18 protein-coding genes are annotated in these 20,698 nt (G+C 45.7%); 7 read left to right on the plus strand and 11 right to left on the minus strand.

The window, feature by feature from the left end:
- Positions 1-152: 152 nt before the first annotated feature.
- The 4 genes from DFP76_RS01420 to nrdR form a co-directional block, all read right to left on the minus strand.
- The gene (locus tag DFP76_RS01420; RefSeq protein ID WP_113872902.1) at positions 153-1,421 is read right to left on the minus strand and encodes an MFS transporter; all 1,269 of its coding nucleotides are present in this window, start codon (positions 1,419-1,421) and stop codon (positions 153-155) included.
- A 356-nt stretch (positions 1,422-1,777) separates the two neighbouring features.
- Entirely contained in the window at positions 1,778-2,278 is a 501-nt protein-coding gene (nusB, locus tag DFP76_RS01425; protein ID WP_113872903.1) for a transcription antitermination factor NusB, read from the minus strand.
- A gap of 239 nt (positions 2,279-2,517) precedes the next feature.
- On the minus strand, positions 2,518-3,663 hold the full coding sequence (ribD, locus tag DFP76_RS01430; RefSeq protein ID WP_113872904.1) for a bifunctional diaminohydroxyphosphoribosylaminopyrimidine deaminase/5-amino-6-(5-phosphoribosylamino)uracil reductase RibD: 1,146 nt from the start codon (positions 3,661-3,663) through the stop codon (positions 2,518-2,520).
- Entirely contained in the window at positions 3,653-4,150 is a 498-nt protein-coding gene (nrdR, locus tag DFP76_RS01435; RefSeq protein ID WP_113872905.1) for a transcriptional regulator NrdR, read from the minus strand. The genes ribD and nrdR overlap by 11 nt, the downstream gene beginning before the upstream one ends.
- Positions 4,151-4,285: 135 nt before the next feature.
- Here nrdR and DFP76_RS01440 point away from each other — a divergent pair, with 135 nt between their 5' ends.
- Together DFP76_RS01440 and ettA are read left to right on the plus strand one after the other, a co-directional pair.
- The gene (locus tag DFP76_RS01440; RefSeq protein ID WP_113872906.1) at positions 4,286-5,200 is read left to right on the plus strand and encodes a DMT family transporter; all 915 of its coding nucleotides are present in this window, start codon (positions 4,286-4,288) and stop codon (positions 5,198-5,200) included.
- Between the two features lie 192 nt (positions 5,201-5,392).
- The gene (ettA, locus tag DFP76_RS01445) at positions 5,393-7,054 is read left to right on the plus strand and encodes an energy-dependent translational throttle protein EttA (RefSeq protein ID WP_113872907.1); all 1,662 of its coding nucleotides are present in this window, start codon (positions 5,393-5,395) and stop codon (positions 7,052-7,054) included.
- Positions 7,055-7,375: 321 nt separating this feature from the next.
- Here the strand turns inward: ettA and DFP76_RS01450 are convergent, their stop codons facing one another.
- The 4 genes from DFP76_RS01450 to DFP76_RS01465 all read right to left on the minus strand — a co-directional run bounded on the left by DFP76_RS01450 (position 7,376) and on the right by DFP76_RS01465 (position 10,143).
- Positions 7,376-7,780, minus strand: a complete 405-nt coding sequence (locus DFP76_RS01450) for a type II toxin-antitoxin system HicB family antitoxin (RefSeq protein WP_113872908.1) — start codon at positions 7,778-7,780, stop codon at positions 7,376-7,378.
- Positions 7,781-7,789: 9 nt separating this feature from the next.
- On the minus strand, positions 7,790-7,975 hold the full coding sequence (locus DFP76_RS01455; protein WP_113872909.1) for a type II toxin-antitoxin system HicA family toxin: 186 nt from the start codon (positions 7,973-7,975) through the stop codon (positions 7,790-7,792).
- A gap of 131 nt (positions 7,976-8,106) precedes the next feature.
- The gene (hisG, locus tag DFP76_RS01460) at positions 8,107-8,949 is read right to left on the minus strand and encodes an ATP phosphoribosyltransferase (RefSeq protein ID WP_113872910.1); all 843 of its coding nucleotides are present in this window, start codon (positions 8,947-8,949) and stop codon (positions 8,107-8,109) included.
- 237 nt (positions 8,950-9,186) lie between these two features.
- Positions 9,187-10,143 (minus strand): DMT family transporter, encoded by a 957-nt coding sequence (locus tag DFP76_RS01465; RefSeq protein WP_113872911.1) that lies wholly within the window; start codon positions 10,141-10,143, stop codon positions 9,187-9,189.
- Between the two features lie 122 nt (positions 10,144-10,265).
- On the opposite strand from DFP76_RS01465, the gene DFP76_RS01470 reads away from it, so the two are divergent.
- A complete protein-coding gene (locus DFP76_RS01470) occupies positions 10,266-10,748 on the plus strand; it encodes an Lrp/AsnC family transcriptional regulator (RefSeq protein WP_113872912.1) in 483 nt (160 codons plus the stop codon).
- A gap of 58 nt (positions 10,749-10,806) precedes the next feature.
- Here DFP76_RS01470 and DFP76_RS01475 read toward each other — a convergent pair whose 3' ends face one another.
- Positions 10,807-12,420, minus strand: coding sequence for a methyl-accepting chemotaxis protein (locus tag DFP76_RS01475; RefSeq protein WP_113872913.1), 1,614 nt, complete (start codon positions 12,418-12,420; stop codon positions 10,807-10,809).
- 352 nt (positions 12,421-12,772) lie between these two features.
- On the opposite strand from DFP76_RS01475, the gene DFP76_RS01480 reads away from it, so the two are divergent.
- Together DFP76_RS01480 and DFP76_RS01485 are read left to right on the plus strand one after the other, a co-directional pair.
- A complete protein-coding gene (locus DFP76_RS01480; protein WP_113872914.1) occupies positions 12,773-14,098 on the plus strand; it encodes a DUF2868 domain-containing protein in 1,326 nt (441 codons plus the stop codon).
- A 3-nt stretch (positions 14,099-14,101) separates the two neighbouring features.
- Positions 14,102-15,466 (plus strand): DUF3482 domain-containing protein, encoded by a 1,365-nt coding sequence (locus DFP76_RS01485; RefSeq protein WP_113872915.1) that lies wholly within the window; start codon positions 14,102-14,104, stop codon positions 15,464-15,466.
- Here the strand turns inward: DFP76_RS01485 and DFP76_RS01490 are convergent.
- Together DFP76_RS01490 and DFP76_RS01495 are read right to left on the minus strand one after the other, a co-directional pair.
- Entirely contained in the window at positions 15,456-16,178 is a 723-nt protein-coding gene (locus DFP76_RS01490; protein WP_113872916.1) for a 1-acylglycerol-3-phosphate O-acyltransferase, read from the minus strand. The genes DFP76_RS01485 and DFP76_RS01490 overlap by 11 nt on opposite strands.
- Positions 16,179-16,198: 20 nt before the next feature.
- Entirely contained in the window at positions 16,199-18,520 is a 2,322-nt protein-coding gene (locus tag DFP76_RS01495; RefSeq protein WP_113872917.1) for a putative bifunctional diguanylate cyclase/phosphodiesterase, read from the minus strand.
- A 181-nt stretch (positions 18,521-18,701) separates the two neighbouring features.
- On the opposite strand from DFP76_RS01495, the gene DFP76_RS01500 reads away from it, so the two are divergent.
- Entirely contained in the window at positions 18,702-19,778 is a 1,077-nt protein-coding gene (locus DFP76_RS01500) for a carbohydrate kinase (protein ID WP_113872918.1), read from the plus strand.
- Positions 19,775-20,680: a pseudouridine-5'-phosphate glycosidase gene (locus DFP76_RS01505; protein WP_113872919.1), complete on the plus strand. Its 906-nt coding sequence runs from the start codon at positions 19,775-19,777 to the stop codon at positions 20,678-20,680. The genes DFP76_RS01500 and DFP76_RS01505 overlap by 4 nt, the downstream gene beginning before the upstream one ends.
- Positions 20,681-20,698 lie beyond the last annotated feature (18 nt).

Raw genomic sequence — 20,698 nt, forward strand, 5'->3', positions numbered from 1 at the left:
AATCCTAAAATTATTGAATAAGGCTGCGTTCTAGCAGCCTTGATGTGCCTATGATAACGGGTTAGTCATCAACCAGCCATCGATATGAAGAAGCAAAGCCTGTTTTAATCGTCATGCGTCTTCAATTCGGCTAGAAAAGCATTCTAATTCACTCAAGGCGTGTCGGTAGCTTCTCGCTCTGCTTCGGCATGTTCGGCCGCCCACTCACCTGCCGCCTCTACCGCCACCACTGAAGACGTCGGCACAACCCCAAGGTAACTTTCCGTTTCCTCTGTCGGAACGACCACAGGGTTTTGTGTCATACAATAAACGGCATAAAACGCAATCACGATAAAAATAGCACTCAGCACCAACCAGAATGCGAACGGCCCCAACCATTGCATAACCCACCCTGTCACCAGTGGTCCTGTGATTGCCCCCAACCCAAAGGTAAACACCAGTCCACCCGAGGCCGCTGGCATATCACTGGCGGAAAGAGAGTCATTGGTATAAGCCAAAAACAAAGCATACAGTGGTGTGGTAACACCACCAGCAAAGAAAGCCGCTGCCATTAAAGACCATATTCCGTCATGCGCTACCCAGCCAACAGCACAAGACAAACCACCAATAAAGGCCGCACTAAAAATCAATTTACGTCGATCCATGCGATCAGACAGCCAACCGATGGGATATTGCAGTATCAATGCCCCCGCAAACAGTGTCGCAATAAACAAAGCAATACTGTTCGCAGTTAACCCAATCTGACTACCAAACACCGCGCCCATACCAGCTTGCGTAGCATACGCACTGCCTAATAAGAAGATGCCAACCGTTCCTAAAGGGGAACGTTTAAACAAAAAGCTTAATGCCATCGGGCGTGCCACATCCACCGCGGGAACAGAAGCCACAGACAAAAGAATAGGCGCAAATGAAATAGAAACTAGGATCGACGCACAAATAAACAGTACAGAGGTCGCTGCATCACCCAGTGTTAACATGCCCTGAGCACCAATAATGCCAAGCGTCTGGGCAATCATGTAAGCCGATAACACCTTACCCCGAGTCTCATTGGTAGCGGCATCGTTTAACCAGCTCTCCGCCACCACATAAATACCCGACATACAAAAGCCAACCAGTAAGCGCAACACTGTCCAAGCCCAAGGCTCCGTCAGTAAAGGAAAAGCAATAAGACCAGCGGAAATAAAACTGCCCAGTGCGGCAAAGACACGAACATGGCCCACTCGACGAATCAATAAAGGGGTAAATCTAGCACCAGATAAGAAACCGACAAAATAACTGGAAGTAATGACCGCTAGTTCCGCTGACGAAAAACCTTCAATCCCGCCGCGCAAACCAATTAGCGTAAAATGCATACCATTACCCAGCATGATCAAAACAATACCGAGTAACAATGCCCACACTCTTAGCAATACATTGACCATAAAACACCCTCATATGAACGATTGAGACGCGGTTGGTGCCATTAAATTTACTTATATTAAGCAAAGCGCTCTAAGAAAGGTGTGAATAAGTTCACTGGCTTCCTTAATTATTGGATGCCGTTAAACTGCCGACAGTCTCGCTAATGTATAGTGATACGCCCTCTCATTTCACCACTAACTGCGTCATCTTTATGCCTACAAACGGCAGTGTATTTTCGACATAAAAAAAAGCCCCCGTATTATTGCAGTTAGGCAATAATACGGGGGCTTTCATATAATCTCTTTCGTGCTTTCGTTTGCTATGACATCGGGGTTAAAACAAATAACCTGACAGATGTCTGAACAACGTTATTTGCTTAGCGATTACGACGTGCAGCAATCTCTTCACGGCGCACACGTTGCGCTAACTTGTCCAAAATACCATTCACATATTTATGACTTTCTGTGGCGCCAAAGCCTTTTGCCAATTCAACGCTTTCGTTGATCGCCACTCGATATGGGACATCTAAACGCTCAGACAACTCAAAAGCACCAATTCGCAATACAGCGAGTTCAATTGGATCAAGTTCAGCGAATGGACGATCTAATAGCTCTTCAAACAGGCTATCCAGTTTCTTAGCACCAGACGTGACGCCTTGTAACACTTCACGGAAGTACGCTTTATCGCAAGCCCCCATGTCTTGGTCCATCACAAACTGGGTTTCAATTTCACTTACCGCAGTGTGATTCATCTGCCATTGGTAGACAGCTTGCAATGCCAAACGACGCGACGCACTGCGCATTTGTGAGCGTGAAGGTTTTTTGTCCTTACGCTGCGGTGCTGGGTTTTGTTCGTTTGTAGTTTCCACTTCGCTCATTTTTTGCCTCAGTTATCCAGACTACACGACCTTTTGAGTATGTGTGTTCAGCCTGTTTTGTTGTGCTCTAAGCCACGATGGCCAAGAGCACGAGAATACGCTTTATCTTGGCGGGCGATTATAGCAACATTTACGCTAGGTTTCTCGGCAAACTTATCGAAATTTCACCAAGTTTTTAAGGTTTTTCTGCTTTCCTAAAAAAAGCGAGTGAAAGCAATGACTCAGTGATCTCTAGTCACTCATTCCAGCTCGTCTTCTGACTCATCAAGATAAACCGGTTGATACACCAAGCGTAGATCTTGTCCTACCTGACGCACAGATTTTAACTGCAAATCTACCGCATCGGCCATCACCTCAATAGGTAGCTGGAATAAGGCACGAGCGCTGGAACCCAATAATTTCGGTGCCATATAGACAATGATTTCATCGATCAAACCAGCTTGCAAAAAGCCGCCCGCCAACTCAGCCCCCGTTTCCAACAGAGCTTCATTAATGCCCATGTCCGCCAGTTGTTCCATCGCATCAATCAGGTCCAAGCGGCCGTCTTCTCCAGGAGGCGAAAATTTCACCTGCACTCCTTTTTGCTGCAAGACCTCAAGGTGCTCAGCTTCCACTTCCTCTTCAATGGCAAACACGCACGCCTGTGAACTAGGATAAAGAATCTTGGCTTCTGGCACGATCGAAAGTGCCGTGTCCATAATGACACGCAAAGGTTGGCGAACTGTCTTAGCATCGACTTCCTGACCCTGTTCATTAATGCGCACTGTCATACTAGGGTTATCCGCTAATACCGAGCCAATGCCCGTCACAATCGCATCACTTTGAGCTCGCCATTTCTGTACATCCAAGCGCGCATCGGGTCCTGTAATCCACTGACTTTCACCAGATTCCATCGCCGTTCGACCATCTAAACTCATGGCTAACTTCACTCGAACAAAGGGTAAACCTTCGCGCATACGTTTATTGAAACCTGGGTTTAAAGCATCACATTCAGCTTCTAGAATGGGGCCAATAACTTCGATGCCAGCAGCTTTTAATTTCGCTAGACCATTACCTGCCACTTCTGGATTCGGGTCTTGCATACCGTACACAACACGCGCCACTCCCGCTTTAATCAGTGCGTCGGCACAAGGTGGTGTTTTGCCCTGATGGCTGCAAGGCTCTAAGGTGACATACGCGGTCGCACCACTCACATCTTGCTTGGCATCCGCTAGAGCATTGACTTCAGCATGACCTTCGCCAGCTTTCACGTGGTAGCCTTGTCCAATCAATTCATCTTGTTTCACTAACACACAACCCACTCTTGGGTTTGGATGTGTGGTAAACAGGCCCTTTTGAGCGAGTTGCAGCGCTTTGGTCATCCAATATTCGTGGTTATGCATCATCTTTATCTTCTTCAATGGCGTTAGGCAATGCCACACTGTGGCTTTCAAGGCGATCAATGGCCTCACGGAATTCGCTGATGTCTTTAAAGCTTCGATACACGGAAGCAAAACGAACATAAGCAACTTGATCAAGTCGCTGAAGCTCTTCCATAACCGCTTCCCCCGTCCAACGAGATGGTAATTCCCGCTCACCTGTGGCCTGCATTTTTTCTTTAATACGCGTGATCGCGGTTTCCACGGCTTCCATGCTCACGGGGCGTTTTTCAATGGCTTTGAGTATGCCATTACGTAATTTGTCATCGTCAAATGTCTCTCGACTGCCATCGCTTTTGATCAATTTAGGCATTTGTAATTCAGCCACTTCAAAAGTGGTGAAGCGCTCCTGACAGTGAATGCAAGTGCGCCGACGTCGAACCTGTGCGCCTTCTGACACAAGTCGAGAATCCACTACTTTAGTATCTTGAGTTCCACAAAAAGGGCATCGCATAGTGCTTCCAATATCACAGGTTTGATGTAAGAATGTTTGGCTATTATTTCTGGCTCAGATGATACCAACCCCATTCTTAGATAGCCACTAAGCGCGCTGTTTGCTCGCCCAGTAAATACATTAATAAGGAATCTAATGGCTTTTGCTGAATTATCCGGTCTGGTCGCTGCCTTATGCTGGACCTTATCCAGCTTGATGGCACCACGACTGATTCTGCGCTTTGGCACCATGCGCTTTAATACCTGTCGAATCACCATCGCCAGCAGCATTTTATTAATACTCTGTTTGGCAACTAATCGCTTTGACGACACACTTTGGCAACATGCTGAGCTTGTTATGCTATCTGGTGTATTGGGTATTTTCTTAGGCGATACCATGCTCTTCACCGCCGTTCATCGCCTTGGACCAAGACGAGCTGGTGTTTTATTCTCAATGAACGCGCCCATTTCCATTGTATTAGGCTGGCTCTTCCTCAACGAACATCTGTCTATTTTGCAATTATTTGCCTGTGGGTTGGTGTTAACCGGTGTCATCATCGCCATCTTATTTGGCAAGCGCGATAATGCTCATGCTTGGGAACAAACCCGAGGCCATCTGGGATTTGGCATTACCATGGCACTTGGTGGTGCGCTTGGACAAGCCAGTGGTGCTTTATTGAGTAAACCGGCTTTGCTCAGCGGGGCCGATCCGATTGCCGTCTCTGGCCTGCGGGTTACCACAGGGGCGATCGCCTTAATTCTGGCATACAGTTTGTACTATCGTCACAAGCAACCAGTCGACGCCATCCCTTTTTCACAACTGACAAAACGAGACTTTATTGGCATCAGTGCACTGGCGACCATCGGCATGGTCATTGGCATGAGCGTGTTAGTGTGGGGGGTTGGTAATGCCAATGTGGGTATTGTCACAACCTTATCCGCAGTCGTGCCGGTGCTGATTCTTCCCGGCTTATGGATCACCACAGGACAACGGCCAGCATTTGGTGCTTGGTTGGGCGCCATTCTGGTGGTGATTGGCGCTGGCTTAATTATTCAATTCAGTCAGTCATAGCCCTCACTTAAAATGAACGCCAGAAAATAATATGGAATTTGCGTTTCTTGTCTGTGGTTATATTTTGCCCCTTGTTCCCATGTGCTATTCTTAGCGCACTTATACATCAGCGTGCTATCCCATCATTAAGCCTATTTTCATTAATCATGGTAAGGCGCGTTTTATCAATCTCAGGAATAAGTTGGCTCTGTTATGGCTCAGTTTGTATACAGCATGAATCGCGTTGGGAAAGTTGTTCCACCTAAACGCGAAATTCTTAAAGACATTTCTCTCTCTTTCTTCCCAGGCGCTAAGATCGGTGTATTGGGCCTTAACGGCTCTGGTAAATCCACACTATTGCGCATCATGGCAGGCGTTGATACCGAATATAATGGTGAAGCACGTCCTATGCCGGGCATTAAAATCGGCTACTTGGAACAAGAACCTCACCTTGACCCGACTAAAAATGTTCGTGGCATCGTCGAAGAAGCCTTTGCCGATGTGATCGACGCTATGGCGCGATTGGATGCCGTTTACGCAGCCTACGCGGAACCGGATGCCGATTTTGATGCCTTAGCCAAAGAACAAGGTCAGCTAGAAGCGTTAATCGAAGCAAAAGAAGGTCACAACCTAGAGCGTGCTTTGGAAGTCGCCGCTGAAGCACTTCGCCTACCACCATGGGAAGCCAGTGTTGAGCACCTTTCAGGTGGTGAACGTCGTCGTGTCGCACTGTGTCGTCTATTGCTCGACAAGCCAGATATGATCCTACTAGATGAGCCAACTAACCACTTGGATGCCGAATCCGTAGCTTGGTTAGAGCGCTTCTTGAAAGATTACCCAGGCACAGTGGTTGCCATTACCCACGACCGTTACTTCCTAGATAACGCAGCGGGTTGGATTCTAGAGTTAGACCGTGGTCACGGCATTCCATACGAAGGTAACTATTCATCTTGGTTGGAGCAAAAAGATGCTCGTTTGGAACAAGAAGCCAAACAACAAGCCTCTCACCAAAAAGCCATCAAATCTGAGCTTGAATGGGTTCGTCAGAATGCCAAAGGGCGTCAGTCTAAATCTAAAGCGCGCTTAGCTCGCTTCGAAGAAATGAACTCTCAAGAGTTCCAAGATCGTAACGAAACCAACGAGCTGTACATTCCACCTGGTCCACGTCTTGGCTCTAAAGTCATCGAAATCGAAGGCGTGAGCAAGAGCTTCGAACATAAGATGCTACTAGAAGACTTCAACATGGTGGTGCCGCAAGGCGCGATTGTCGGTGTGGTCGGTGGTAACGGCGCCGGTAAATCAACGCTGTTTAAAATGATTGCGGGGGTTGAAAAACCCGATACTGGAACTGTGACCTTGGGTGACACAGTTCAACTGGCTTACGTAGACCAAATGCGTGAATTAGATGGCGACAAAACCGTCTTTGAAGAAATCGCTGACGGCCAAGATATGATCACGGTTCACAACTACAAAGTACCGTCTCGTGCTTACATTGGGCGTTTTAACTTTAAAGGGTCTGATCAACAAAAATTGGTTAAACACTTGTCTGGTGGTGAGCGTAACCGTTTGCACCTTGCCAAACTACTAAAAGAAGGTGGCAACGTATTGCTACTCGATGAGCCGACCAACGACCTTGATGTGGAAACCTTACGTGCACTGGAAGACGCGCTATTGGCCTTCCCTGGCGCTGCCATTGTGATTTCCCACGACCGTTGGTTCCTTGACCGTATCGCAACGCATATCCTAGCGTACGAAGGCGATTCAAAAGCCGTCTTCTTTGAAGGTAACTACGCAGAATACGAAGCCGACTACAAACAACGTACTGGCAACGATGCGACACCAACACGTATCAAGTACAAACGTATTGATGCTTAATCAGTTCAATATCGTTTAGAAAGCAAAAAGCCGCTTCAGAGGAAGCGGCTTTTTATTTTGAAACATCAATTTCATTAAACACCACATTATCTTTTAACTCACCAGTTCCACGGAGAGTTAAAGCATGTAACTGCTTGAATAATAAATATTTTGCATCTTTGCCATAGTGGTACAAGTTGATCGTTTTATCAGAATCTTCTGACATATAACTGAAGTTAGGTTACGAAAAAACTTTATATCGTACAAACACAAAAGAGACCAACCCCATCTTCTGTCTTCCCCTTACAAGACACAAGGGGAAGAGACTTGCTCAGCACATGACTAAATCAACTGTAGCACCTTCTTAGACGCCTCAGCCAAGAAGCCAGATCGGGATTTATATTTTGGATTGGCGGCGACGACCTTATCGATTTTGGTAATCAGTAAATGCGGTAATGTGACGTTAATTTTTTCACTTTTACCAAGTAATGGAGTGATGTCTACATCGATGACCGCCCAGACACCATTGCTGAAGTCAGGATTGTCTTTTAACTCGGCAATCGGACTCGCCACGGGAATCTCCTCACCATCTTCCAGCATCAATTCTAGATGGCTGAAAATTGCTTCTTCTGCCATTTCCAATGCTTCATCAAATGTATCGCCAGCAGAAAAACAACCTGGGATATCTGGCACAGTAACGCCATAACTTACGCCATTGTCAGTATGTAATACGATTGGATATTTCATGGTCGATACCTACCCATCAAGCTGTGCTTGTTTTCTGATGCTGTTAAACGTGCCGAGAGGCAGGTCTTTTTTCGGGTGTGGCACTGTTACTGTGCCTCGTTTTGTTGGGTGCTTAAACTGTACGTGACTCCCTTTTACACGAATTTGATACCAGCCATCCTCCAACAGAAGCCGAATAACCTCTCTACTCTTCATACGATCATTCCTTTGATCTTAAGAATTTTAAATATAACCCCAATAACCCCAAATTTCCAATGCAGCAATTAGTGAAAGCAAAAAATCCGTATCTTCACTTTTCAAAAGGTCAGCGTTTTTTGTTGTACGAGTTACATCCTCGCCATCTCAATATTCGTTAAGAGAATGGCTTTACAACCGATTGCCTTCAGCTGATCTAATATTTGATGTGCGTCTTCTTTTTTGACCATGGATTTCACAGAACACCAAGCATGATTTTTAAGCTGACTGATAGTAGGGGATTGAATGCCGGGGGTTAGTTCACACGCTTTGTCCAATAGGTTGGTTGGCACATCGTACTCTACCATCTGATATTCCAACGCTATCAAACGGCCATTTACTCTGTCGATGAAGCGCTTAACGTCTTCCTTGCTTTGCGACTCCTGCGCAGAAAACAAAGCGGCATTTGAAGTAAATATCGGCTCTCCCACGACTTTTAGCCCTGCGGATTTAAGCGTGGCACCCGTTTCAACTATGTCTACAACACAATCCGCCAAACCTAAGCTGATGGATATTTCTACTGCCCCGTCCAACTCAACCAAATCTAGCCCAGTGGAATTAAAGTGCTGCTTAACTAAATTGGGGAATGAGGTAGCAATTCTTAATGACTTAACTTGATTAGAATCATCAAGTATTGTGTTTTCCATAGCAGCAATACAGAGTTTGGAATGACCGAATGGCAAGTCCAGCATTTTAGAGGCCTGACTTTGCTTCTCTCGATGAAAGTCTTCGCCCGTCACGCCCACATCAATAATCCCTTTATTTAGGTACATGGGGATATCGCTGGCTCTTAAAAAGTAGAACTCAACCTGATTCTTAGAATCTTCAAAGTAAAGCCCCTTGGTTGGTTTTTTGACCTTGTAACCACAAGAAGTCAATAACTCGACACAAGGCCCATACAAAGCCCCTTTATTTGGTAACGCCACTCTGATCATCTGAAACTCCCTGTTATGAAACTTACCATTCGCTCGTTGTAAGCATTAAAAAATCCCTCAAGAATCTTAGCAAGAATTCACCCACGCTTGTCATACTATTTCCACATAATCTCAGTGGGTTAAAAGAACTTAACCCTAGAGTTTGTCATAAAAAAATTCAAATCCCATGAATAAAAAGCCCTCTTTACCAAAGTAAAGAGGGCTTTTTATGACTTGCATGATGAACAGTTTCTTAGCTTAGCGCTTTTTCAGAATACCGCTGGCCAACAACACACCTGTGGCGACCAGACCTAACCCCACTATGGAGTAGGCTTCTAGGGTTTCCCCCAAAATAGGAATGGCAATAATTGAGGCTAAAACTGGGGTGAAAGCACCAATGGCCGCCATGTTTTCAGCGCCTAGCTTCTGTACAGCATAGCCATAAGTGAAGCCTGTCATTAATCCAACCAATAAACTTTGCACCACCAGCTGCACAGCAATCATGTCCCAAGAAGCTTCCGAAAGCCCACTGGATACCAAACCGGTTGACCAAAGCACCAATAAAACAACGAAAGACACAAACCCCATCAAGGAGGTAGACAGCAAAGGCGGTAAGCCTGCAATGCGTAAGCTCACAGTATAAACGGCCCAAAACATACTGGCCGCTAGAAGCAACAAGTCGCCTTTCCAAGTCCCCTCTGCTGCGGTCAGCATGGAAAGACTCAACAACACAATCACACCCGTGCACACAAGGCCTAAGCCAATTTTACGCGCTCGAGTGACTTTTTCCTGATAAAAAATCACCGCTAACAAAGTCACAAAGAATGGATACGCACCGAGAATCAGCAAGCCAGCATGGGACGCTGGCGCATATTTCAGGCCTGTTGCACTCAAAAAGAAGAAGGGGACGCCTGCACCACACACAATGCCTAATAGCAAAATAGGTGACACGGCTTTGATCTTTTCTCGACCACGCCACAAAATAGGCAGTAACAAAAGTGCAGGCGGCGTAAAGCGCAAAAGTCCAAGATCAAAAGGCGTTAAGGTATTGGTCACACCAGCACGCATACTGACCAACCAAGACGCCCAAATCAAAATACTGACAAACGCCGCCAATAATCCCAATTTAAAGCCCCAACCCGTTGCGTACACCTTATAGTCAGGTTGAGGATTGGAAGCAGGTTCAGAGTAGTCTTGTGTTGCAGAATGAGCCATACGCACCTCGCCAGATAATATTAAGTTATATTATCTCTGCAAATCTGCGAGCATGTCCTTGCTATTTCACCCAGTTATCCTCTATTTTTTAGCATATATACAAACCACAAGACCATAAAGTTATGAAAGATGCCAATATAGACAAAATCGATCTACAAATCCTTGCCCACCTTCAAGAGGACGGACGTTTGACAAACGTGGCGTTAGCCGACGAAATCCACTTATCACCGTCACCTTGTTTAAGGCGCGTTAAGCAACTGGAGGGACAGGGCGTTATTCAGGGTTATCATGCCAGAATTGACCGTTTAAAAGCCGGTTTCTCCATGACAGTTTTTGTCGAGGTAAAGCTCCGAAATCACGCTGATGACTATCATTTAGAATTTGAGCAAGCGATTTTAGCAATGGAAGACGTCATCAGTGCGCATTTGGTATCTGGCTTGGCTGATTACAAACTGGAAGTCGTCGCAAGAGATTTACCAGATTACGAAAACATTTTAAAACAGATTCAATCCTTACCACATGTAAAAGACATTCAAAGTTATTTTGCCATTCGCTCAGTAAAAACATCAGCGCCACTGCCATTGAATAAACCCATAGTGGATTAATAAAAAAACCGCCAAGAGCTTGCTCTGGCGGTTTTGAGGGGTAGGGTTCGATCAATGACTAAACTTTAAAGCTGCCGACTTGCTTATCAAGCGCTTTATATAAGTCAGAAATATCACTCGACTGCTTCTTAATGGTGTCTGAGACCGCTTGCACAGAGTCAGTTTGCTCTTTCAACGACAACATATTTTGATTAATGTCGTTAGCTACCGTCGACTGCTCTTGCGTTGCTTGCGCTGTCTGCGCTGCCATTTCTTGAACTTTCGCGAAGGACTCTTGTAGGTCTTGGAAAGCCTTGGTCACATCACCAAAATTGTTCACCGTAAAGTCAGCATTGTTACGACTATTTTGAATGGCTTTAGACGATTCCGCCACATTCACTTTCAGCTGCTCAATCATGGCTTCAATTTCATTGGTACTGTCTTGTGTACGAGTCGCAAGGGTTCGGACTTCATCAGCAACGACAGCAAAACCACGACCTTGTTCACCGGCACGAGCGGCCTCAATGGCTGCGTTCAATGCCAACAGGTTGGTTTGTTCCGCAATATTACGAATCACTTCCAATACTGAAGCAATGCTCTCAGAACTCTTCTGCAATTCGTCGGAACGTCCTAGTGCCAGCTCAATGTCAGACACCAATTCCGTGACCGCAGAATGGGACTTGTTCACCGCGGTAATACCATTTTCAGTTAAGCTACTTGAGTTGTTGGCTTCATTAGCCGCTTCACGAGCTACTTCTGCCATTTGTTGGTTTGACATGTCCATCTGATGACCGGCACTGACAATCGAAGCCGATGCATTTGCCAAGGAACCTGTAATATCCGTTGTTTTTGATGCCGCATCATTCAGCTGACTTGTCACCTTACCTAGGGCATTCGCTTGTTGATGAATACTAGAGATAATGCCTCGCAAGTTTTCAACAAAATTATTGAACTCGTTTGCTAGATCTCCTAGCTCATCTTTCGTTGAAAATTCAATACGCTGCGTTAAATCGCCGTCACCTTCGGAAATTTCACGAATACGCTGACCAAGGTAACGCACTTGATCGGTAAGGGTTTTAGGCGTCTTATAACTGAACCATACTGCGATCAGTACACCAATGATCACCACAATGGTCGCAACTCGCATTGAAGAAGCCAACTGCGCTTCCAATACTTTCTTGCTTTCAATAGCATGCTCATAAACGGCCACACCCGCTGCATCAAGAATGTCACGCATGGTACTAAAGGTGTCGTTGGCTTGTTTTTCAACCGACAAATAGTTTGCCGCGTTTGTGTCCGTTTGTACCATTGCCTCCGAGGCTTTTACCCAAGCATCAAAGGCTTTATCGAAGTCACCTAAACTGTTTACAACTTGAGGGGCGATTGACATGTGTTCTTTGTATAGGTTGAAGCGGTCTTTCACTTGCTGAATGTTATCAGTACGATCGACTTCTTCGCTTTTCACATCCCCTAGGTCGGCAACAATGCGTTGCTCTGCTAGTTTGGCTTGATAAGCATCACGGTCGGCATTCAGAATCACTGAAATCGCCTTCTCGTAATGATTAGTGTGCTCATTTAACGAAGCTTTTAACTGATTAATAATGAAACCTAAAGCAAGTAGCGTTACGACGAATGTCAACGCCATTACCACAACAGGCAAAGAACTCTTCACCCTGACTGAATTAAAACGCATACCCCACCTCCTAGATTCACGCGTCCCACAATTACAGCAATAGTAGGCTTTCGGAGTTGTGCAATTCAATGAGGGTTAACAAATACACACACTAATACTGTAGGACTTTACCTACAAATAAAAAAACATTGCGTTAAATCAAAAAAACACGAGCTTAAGGTAATTTTAAGTGAGAACAATGGGATACAAACCTACCTCCAAGTATCAAAAAAAGCCTAGTTCATTTCTCGACGCTACGACAGAAACGCTCTTTTTCGTCTCCGCCTTCATCGCCTAATTTTGCCTTTAACCTTGAGTTCGCGTACAAAAGAAGCATGTTCTTTTATGACCGCACAATGAGACTGTATTAGGTATGACGTTTCCATCAAGGAATGAAAAACTGGCGTTAGCCGCTTATTTAGAGAGCCACTCAGATTTAACACTGCCTGCACACGCCAACCATTTAGATCAGGCGCTGCAGGCACTCGACCAACCAACCGCCGTCAATGCTTCAAGCTACATGGAACAATACGCTCGTCTTAAACGCTATTTTACTAATGGCATTTTGGCTCTAATGTTGCTGAGTTTTGTCATTGGACTTGTGATTACGCCTAGCAGTTTTCTGCTCAACGAAAGCAAGCACATTAATATTTATTGGTTGTTGTTAACCCTATTAGGGGTTCACCTAATCAACCTGTTTTTGTGGTTAGGTAGCCTCATTTGGTTACACCTTAAACCCAGCCGGAACAACAGCCCTTTTTTATTAGGTTTATTAACTTTTTTACTCCATAAGATCAGTCATTGGCTGGCCATTGAGGTGCAAGTCAGTAAGGCTTTTTGGCATTGGCAGAACCCAGCAAAAAGCCAAACTTGGCTTGCTAGCAGCCTGTCTCATGGCGCTTGGTTAAGTTATCTGTGTGCTGGTTTATTAATGACAATATTGCTGTTACTGACCAATCAAGTGAGTTTTATCTGGGAAACGACGTTGCTTAGCGACAGTCGCTTTTTAGCGTTAACGCAATGGTTAAGCACCCCATTAACATGGTTAGGCTTAGATCTACCAACTCAAGCCGACATACTTTCCAGCCGTGTCGATCAAACACTACAAAACCAAGCCACACGACAACACTGGGCAAACTTCTTACTCGGCAGTGTGATCATGTATGGTATTTTGCCTAGGTTACTGTTACTGATGATGTGTATGGCAATGTATCGGCTCAAGCGTGTAACCCGTAAACGCAGCCCACAAGAAGACATCATTCTGAATCGCTACACACACCAAGAAAGACAACAAAAACGTATTATCGATCCAGACCATCACCAGCGACATCAGAATCAATCAAAGCCCAGCAAAACCCGGTCAATTTGCCAAGTAGAAGCTGATAGTTTGTGGGGGCTTTTTGAATGGAGTGATGACATTCCTGCGCCTCTCATACAAGCCAATACGCAGGTACTAAATGACCAAACGCAACAACAAGCCTTTTTAGCGCTTGCTCCACAGCAAACAACGTATCTCTTGGTCAGTAACACTTACAGTCCTGACCGAGGCACGACTCGCTTTCTAAGCAGCTTAGCGAGGCAACAACCACACCTCCAAATGGTGCTATGGAAAACCAAGTCAGGGCATTTTGATAATGCGTGGGCCGCCTTATCTGAACAACTGAACTTACCTGAACTCAAGTGCTTGCCGGAGGAGTAAACTATGCCAATTAAATTGTTAGTCGTTGGGCATGCAAACACAGGCAAAACCTCTTTGATTCGCACCTTACTGCGTCGTCATGATTTTGGTGAGATAGCCGACCAAGCAGGCACAACACGTCATGTCGAAAGTGTCGCCATCACGCTGGAAAATCAGCAAATCATGCAATTAACCGACACGCCGGGATTTGAAGATTCCATTGGGTTGTGGCAACTCAGACAACAACCTCCCTTTTTCTCCCACACGGGCAGTGACTGGTTAACCATGTTTTGCCAAAGCGATTATGCTCATGGCGAGTTCGAACAAGAAGCGAAAATACTGACTCAACTCACGCAAACGGACATCATCTTATATGTGATCGATGTACGTCAGGCACCACTTGGTAAATATCTGAATGAGCTGGACATTCTTGCCAGTGCAAACAAGCCCATTGTGCCCATTCTAAATTTCAGCGCCAGCGCAACGCCTCACACCAGTATGTGGCGAGAAATTCTAGCGGAACGCCATCTGCATACTTTGGTGAAATACGATTCTGTGGCGTTTTACTTTGAAGACGAAAAGCGCTTATACCAAAGCATTCAAAGCCTCATGCCCGAGGACTATGATCTATTGGAGCGCTTTATCCAAGTTCGTCAGCAAGCGGCTAAATTGCGCTTTCAATCCGCCATTGCTCAACTTGCGCAACTGCTCATCAATGCGGCCAGCTATCGACTGTTAGCAGATCAGTATCCACCTAATGCTCAACAACAAACCAACTTTGAACAGGTTATACAAGGGTTGGAACACAGCTTTTTAGAGCGCCTTTTAGGGCTTTATGAATTTCGCTCAGACGATGTTCAGCTCAGTCATCTCGACATCCAAAATGCTCAATGGCAACAAGACTTGTTTGCCAAAGACACGCTACAAGAATGGGGACTGGAAACAAGTAGTGGAGCTCTAACCGGAGCGGCTATTGGCGCAGGCATCGATGTTATGTCAGCAGGATTGAGTTTAGGAACAGCCACAGGGATTGGCTCGTTATTAGGGGCGGGATGGCAAACAGGGAAACACTATAAAGACACCATCAAAAGCAAACTGACCAAGCGTCATTATTTATGCCTTGATGATGCCACTTTGGGGTTACTGGCATTACGAGGCTTGCAGACAATCGCTCATTTACATCAGCGCGGTCACGCAACTCAACAGGCTTTCCAAGTAAATGAGGGCAATGCAAAAGACAGTTCTAGCAACAAAGACACCATTAAGCCCTTGTTGAACGACTTTCAAAAAGCCAGACAACATCCACAATGGTATCAAGCCGATAATCCACTACAAGCGCCATTAGAAAGCTCCTTGCAGCAGATAGTAACCAATAAGCTTACCCCTTAGCCGCCAACTCCGCATCTAAGCGCTGCTGCGCTTGGTGCATCTGCTCTTCACACTGTTGCATCAGTGTGATCACATCGGTTTCATGAAGACCTTCTGTGGAAATCGGATCCAACATGACCACTTTTGCTTTACCATTATTCCAACGATTTAATTTAACCTGATTATGTGTACTGCTACAGACCACAGGAATGACAGGCACGCCAGCCTGAACTGCCGCATGAAATGCACCACGTTTAAAGGGTAACCAACCACGACCACGACTGCGCGTCCCTTCAGGAAACATCCAAATGGATAACCCGGTTCGTTTCATACTGCTGACCACCTGATCTATGGTCGCAATCGCTTTTTTTCGATCGTTACGATTAATTAGAATGTTGCCACTTACCCAGTACAGCAGGCCAAAGAAGGGGATCCAGCGTAAACTGGTTTTTCCCACCGTCACCACACCTTTTGGCACCACCACGGCAAGAGTAAAGAGATCAAAGTTGTTTTGGTGATTAGCAACATACACAGCTTGAGGAACAGTTTTGGCCGCCTCAGACACTCGACCTTCTACCGTCAGGCCAAATAAAGGCCCAACTTGCGCAAACACTCGACCGAGATGATACACACGATTTTTGGATTTTAAGGTCAATAAACAAAACACAATGCCCAACAAAGTTACCAATACAACCAACACCAACAGCAATGCCATCCGTATCAATAGCAACATAGCGGATTCCACCTTAGCAATTAAACTGATCCATTCGACTTGTCATTAAACTCAGCTCGCCAAGCAAAAAAATCGACGGCTTTTAATGGTTTAGAATAAAAATACCCTTGTATTTTATCACAGTGCAGCGCTCTTAAAAGCGCTACCCCAGCTTGGTTTTCCGCTCCTTCAGCCGTCACCTGAAATCCTAAACTGTGTGACAAATTGATACTGGCTTGAGCAATGGATGCATCCCCCTTATTGGTATCAATGTGCTGAACAAAGGCACGGTCTATCTTCACTTCATTGACAGGCAAATCCTGCAGATACGCTAATGACGACTGACCGGTACCAAAGTCATCAATAGCCAAATGAATGCCCATATTTTGTAGTGCTTGTAAGATATTAATAACTTTATTGCGATCCGTCATGACAGCACTTTCTGTCACTTCCAATGCCAACGCCTCTACTGGCAACTGATTGGCCTCCAAAGCAAGAGAAACGATTAAGGGTAACTCTTCATCCACCAAATCATGAGCCGATAAATTGATGGCAACACGAATGTTATGACCTTGTTGCCACCATTCGCTCAACTGCATCAACACGGTATTCAGTACCCATTTCGTTAACAATTGGATACTGCCCGCGTTTTCTAAGAGCGTAATAAATTCATCGGGGGGAATAAAACCTAACTCGGGGTGAATCCATCGAATCAAGGCTTCCGCCTCATGACAGTCGTCTTGTGCTAAACCGACTTTAGGCTGATACACCACAAACAGTTGATTCGCTTCTAACGCGGCAGGCAAGTCGCGAATAATGGTTAACTGGCGACGATGGTTTTCATCTTCACCAACTTGATAGAAAGCACAACCATCACTCTCCTCTTTGGCCTTCTCGGTCACGATATCAAGCCGCCTTAACGCCGCATTAACACTCTCCGTAGCATGTTCCAGCGGTAAAACCCCCATGCTCACGTCAATACGAAGTTCTGAACCTAACGCCACTTCAAGTTCGTCATTCATCAATTCTTTTAAAGCAGAGCAATCTTGAGCGGTAATGTTACGCTGAAAAATCAATAGAAACTTATCGTCACCTAAACGCGCAATCATATTGGCCTGACTCGCCCACTCTTGTAGCCGATTCGCCACTTTACCCAGCAAGATATTCCCCAGATCAAAGCCCAGCATATTATTGATGTTACGAAAACGACGAATGTTCAACAGTAACAGTCCTCCTTCCTTTGTCGGTAAGGTCTTCTGCAGATACTGTTCAACGGCACTTAGATTATTTAAGCCAGTCAACATGTCATGGGAAGCTCGGTAAGTCAGCTCTTCTTCACGCATTAAAATGGAATGCTGCATAACCTTCATGGTGTTCGACAACACCCCAAACTCTCCCGTCATTTTTGGCACAGTCAACTCAGCTTGCTGTACGCTTTTCCCTATACTGTTTGCGAATTCAACCAAATGACTAATAGGACGCGTCATATTTCGCGCCAATGCCAGCCCCATCAGCAAAGCTAAGGCCAAGGCACCAGCAAAAATACCCAGTAATTGGTTACGCGTGAAGTTATAACTTTCTTTCCAAGGCCCATAAGGCAAATGAATCATGCCCCACTGATTCTTCACCCCCAAATCGACCGCCAAAGACAAGTACTTTTCATCGTTAGAAAATACAGGCTCTTGCAAAGCGTCTTCGATGCTCTCTATTTCGTTTAATAAGCGCTGCCCTTCAGCGGATGGCAAGGTGGTACCACCAAACAGAACCCGTTCATCTTGGGTTCCATAAACAAAACTGATGTCGAGTCCAGTAACGCCTTTGATTTCTTCCGCCAAAGACTGATCAAGCAGAAATGCCATGCCAACCCAAGCCACAATATTAGGCGACCTTACTGGCACCAGCACCAGTTGATACGCCAGATCGCCGAATGCAATCATGGTACTAATAGATGACCCGCCGGAACGTCTTGCCGCAAAAACTAAGTCTGCGACTACTTCACTGGCATTTAGCGCTTGTGTCATCGTGATGACCTCGCCAGCAGGAGAGACTAAAAGAGACACATCAGCATTGATTCGCGCACCGTGATTTTGTAAGACAGAACGGATGGTGCCAGTTTCCTTAGTCGCAACCGCCTGTTTAAAGCCAAAATCTGAAGTTAGAATTTCAACCCCTTTGGTAAGCTGCTCAGCTCTGGCTTCCAATAACAAATCGAAGACATTTCGAGAAACATCAATTGATTGCACGCCCTGTCGATAGTTATCTTCTTTTAAAGACGACAACACGGCCAGCGCGGTTCCCAGCTGAGCAAGCGCCAATAAAGCCAAAACAAATAAAATTAATCGCGCCTGAAAGCTGCTGAACACCTTACATCCTCATATTGATCTCGCTTGATACTAATGAATATCAAAGCAAATGGCTGGCCACATTTATCGTGTCTTGAATAATAGGGCTTATCAAATATTTATGCCACACCGGACAAAAAGACTTGTCACCAGCCAACCTTTAACATAAGTTATTGTTTTCAACTTTTGTTAAAAATGAATTATGAAAGAACAAACCTTGCGCGTTTATGAAGCGATTAAACAAGATCCGTTAGCCTCACAAAAAGCGCTTGCAGATCGACTCAATATGACTCGTGAGTCAGTCGCCAGCCACATTATGCAGCTGACAAGACAAGGCCATATTTTAGGTAAAGGCTACCTTTTAGCTGAACAAAATGCCTATGTGGTCATTGGTGGAGCCAATGTCGACATCAACGGTAATAGCCTTGTGCAATGGTTACCGCAAGACTCCAACCCAGGACAAATAAACCAAAGCCCCGGCGGAGTTGGCCGAAATATCGCGGAAAACTTAGCCCGCCTAGGTGAAAAAGTGCATCTGATTGCCCCCATTGGTTTAGACCAACGCGGCGACTGGCTAATCGAACAGACTCGAACCAGCGGAGTCGATACCCATCACGTGATTCGCCACGACAACTTACCAACGGGGACTTATTTAGCAATCAGCAACGAGCTTGGTCAGCTGCAAGCTGCTATTGCTGATATGCGTATTATCGACACATTAGAAACCAGTCGCTTAGTCGCTAAAACCGCCTTATTACAAGGCGCAAGCCGCATTATTGTAGACGCCAATTTATCGCAAGAATGCATTACTTGGCTTGCTCAACAACCCATTAATGCTACCTTCATTGCCGATGCAGTGTCTGCAACGAAAGCACCAAAATTATTACCTATTCTCGCGCATCTGGATGTCCTAAAGGTCAATCAGGATGAAGCCAGAGCCATACTCAACAGCCAAGAAGAAGACCCAAAACAACTTGCAAAGACATTAAGACAACAGGGCGTCCAAACCGTTCTGCTGAGTCTTGGAAGCCAAGGGTTACTGCACTGTGATGCATCAGGACATCATCTTCAGAACTGCTACCCTACGACACCAGTCAGCGATACAGGTGCCGGCGATGCCCTGCTTGCCGGCTATTTAACGGCTTGCGAACAATTCGAACAAACAGAACAACGGCTTTCTTTTGCATTGGCTTGTGCAGCCATGACATTAGAGAGCCCTCACGCCAATCACCCTGAACTCAGTGTTCAAACTGTCACTCAATGGATGCAAACACTATGAATCAATTCCTTGATATTCACCCAGAAGTCGCTGAAGCCATTGCTTCCGGCAAACCCGTTGTTGCTTTAGAAAGCACCATCATTTCCCATGGTATGCCTTGGCCACAGAACGCAGAAACCGCTAAAAAAGTGGAGCAAGTTATTCGTGACAATGGCGCCATTCCAGCGACCATTGCGATTATCGATGGTCGTCTTAAAGCTGGGCTCAGCAGCGATGAAATCGATACGTTAGCGAAAGCCGGTTTGTCCGTGACCAAATGCTCTCGTCGTGATTTACCTTTTGTGGTTGCTCAGAAACAACACGGCGCCACGACTGTTGCGGCCACTATGATTATTGCCGCAATGGCTGGCATACGAGTATTCGCAACAGGCGGCATTGGTGGTGTTCACCGTGGCGCGCAACAAACCTTCGATATCTCAGCCGACTTGCAAGAGCTGGCCAAAACGAATGTGGCAGTAGTTTGTGCTGGCGCGAAGTCGATTTTGGATTTGGCCTTAACTCGCGAATACTTAGAGACTCAAGGGGTACCAGTGCTAGGCTATAAGACTGATGTCTTACCAGCTTTTTATACTCGTGAAAGTGATCATACCGTGGATTACAACATGGCGAGCGCCAAAGACATTGCACAATTCATCAGTGCAAAATGGGGTATGCAGTTACATGGTGGCGCTGTCATTGCCAATCCAATCCCTGAAGAGTTTGCGATGGACAAAGAGGCGATTGACTCAGCCATCAACCAAGCCTTAGCGGAAATGGAAGAGCAAGGTGTCGGTGGTAAAGAGTCCACACCTTTCTTATTAGCACGTGTTGCCGAACTGACTGGCGGTAATAGTCTCGCCAGCAACATTCAACTGGTGTTTAACAACGCCCGTCTGGCCGCTGAAATCGCCACGGCATTGTAAGTCAATATAGAAAATATC

It is taken from the genome of Marinomonas aquiplantarum, assembly GCF_003314975.1.
Classification (GTDB): Bacteria; Pseudomonadota; Gammaproteobacteria; order Pseudomonadales; family Marinomonadaceae; genus Marinomonas; species Marinomonas aquiplantarum.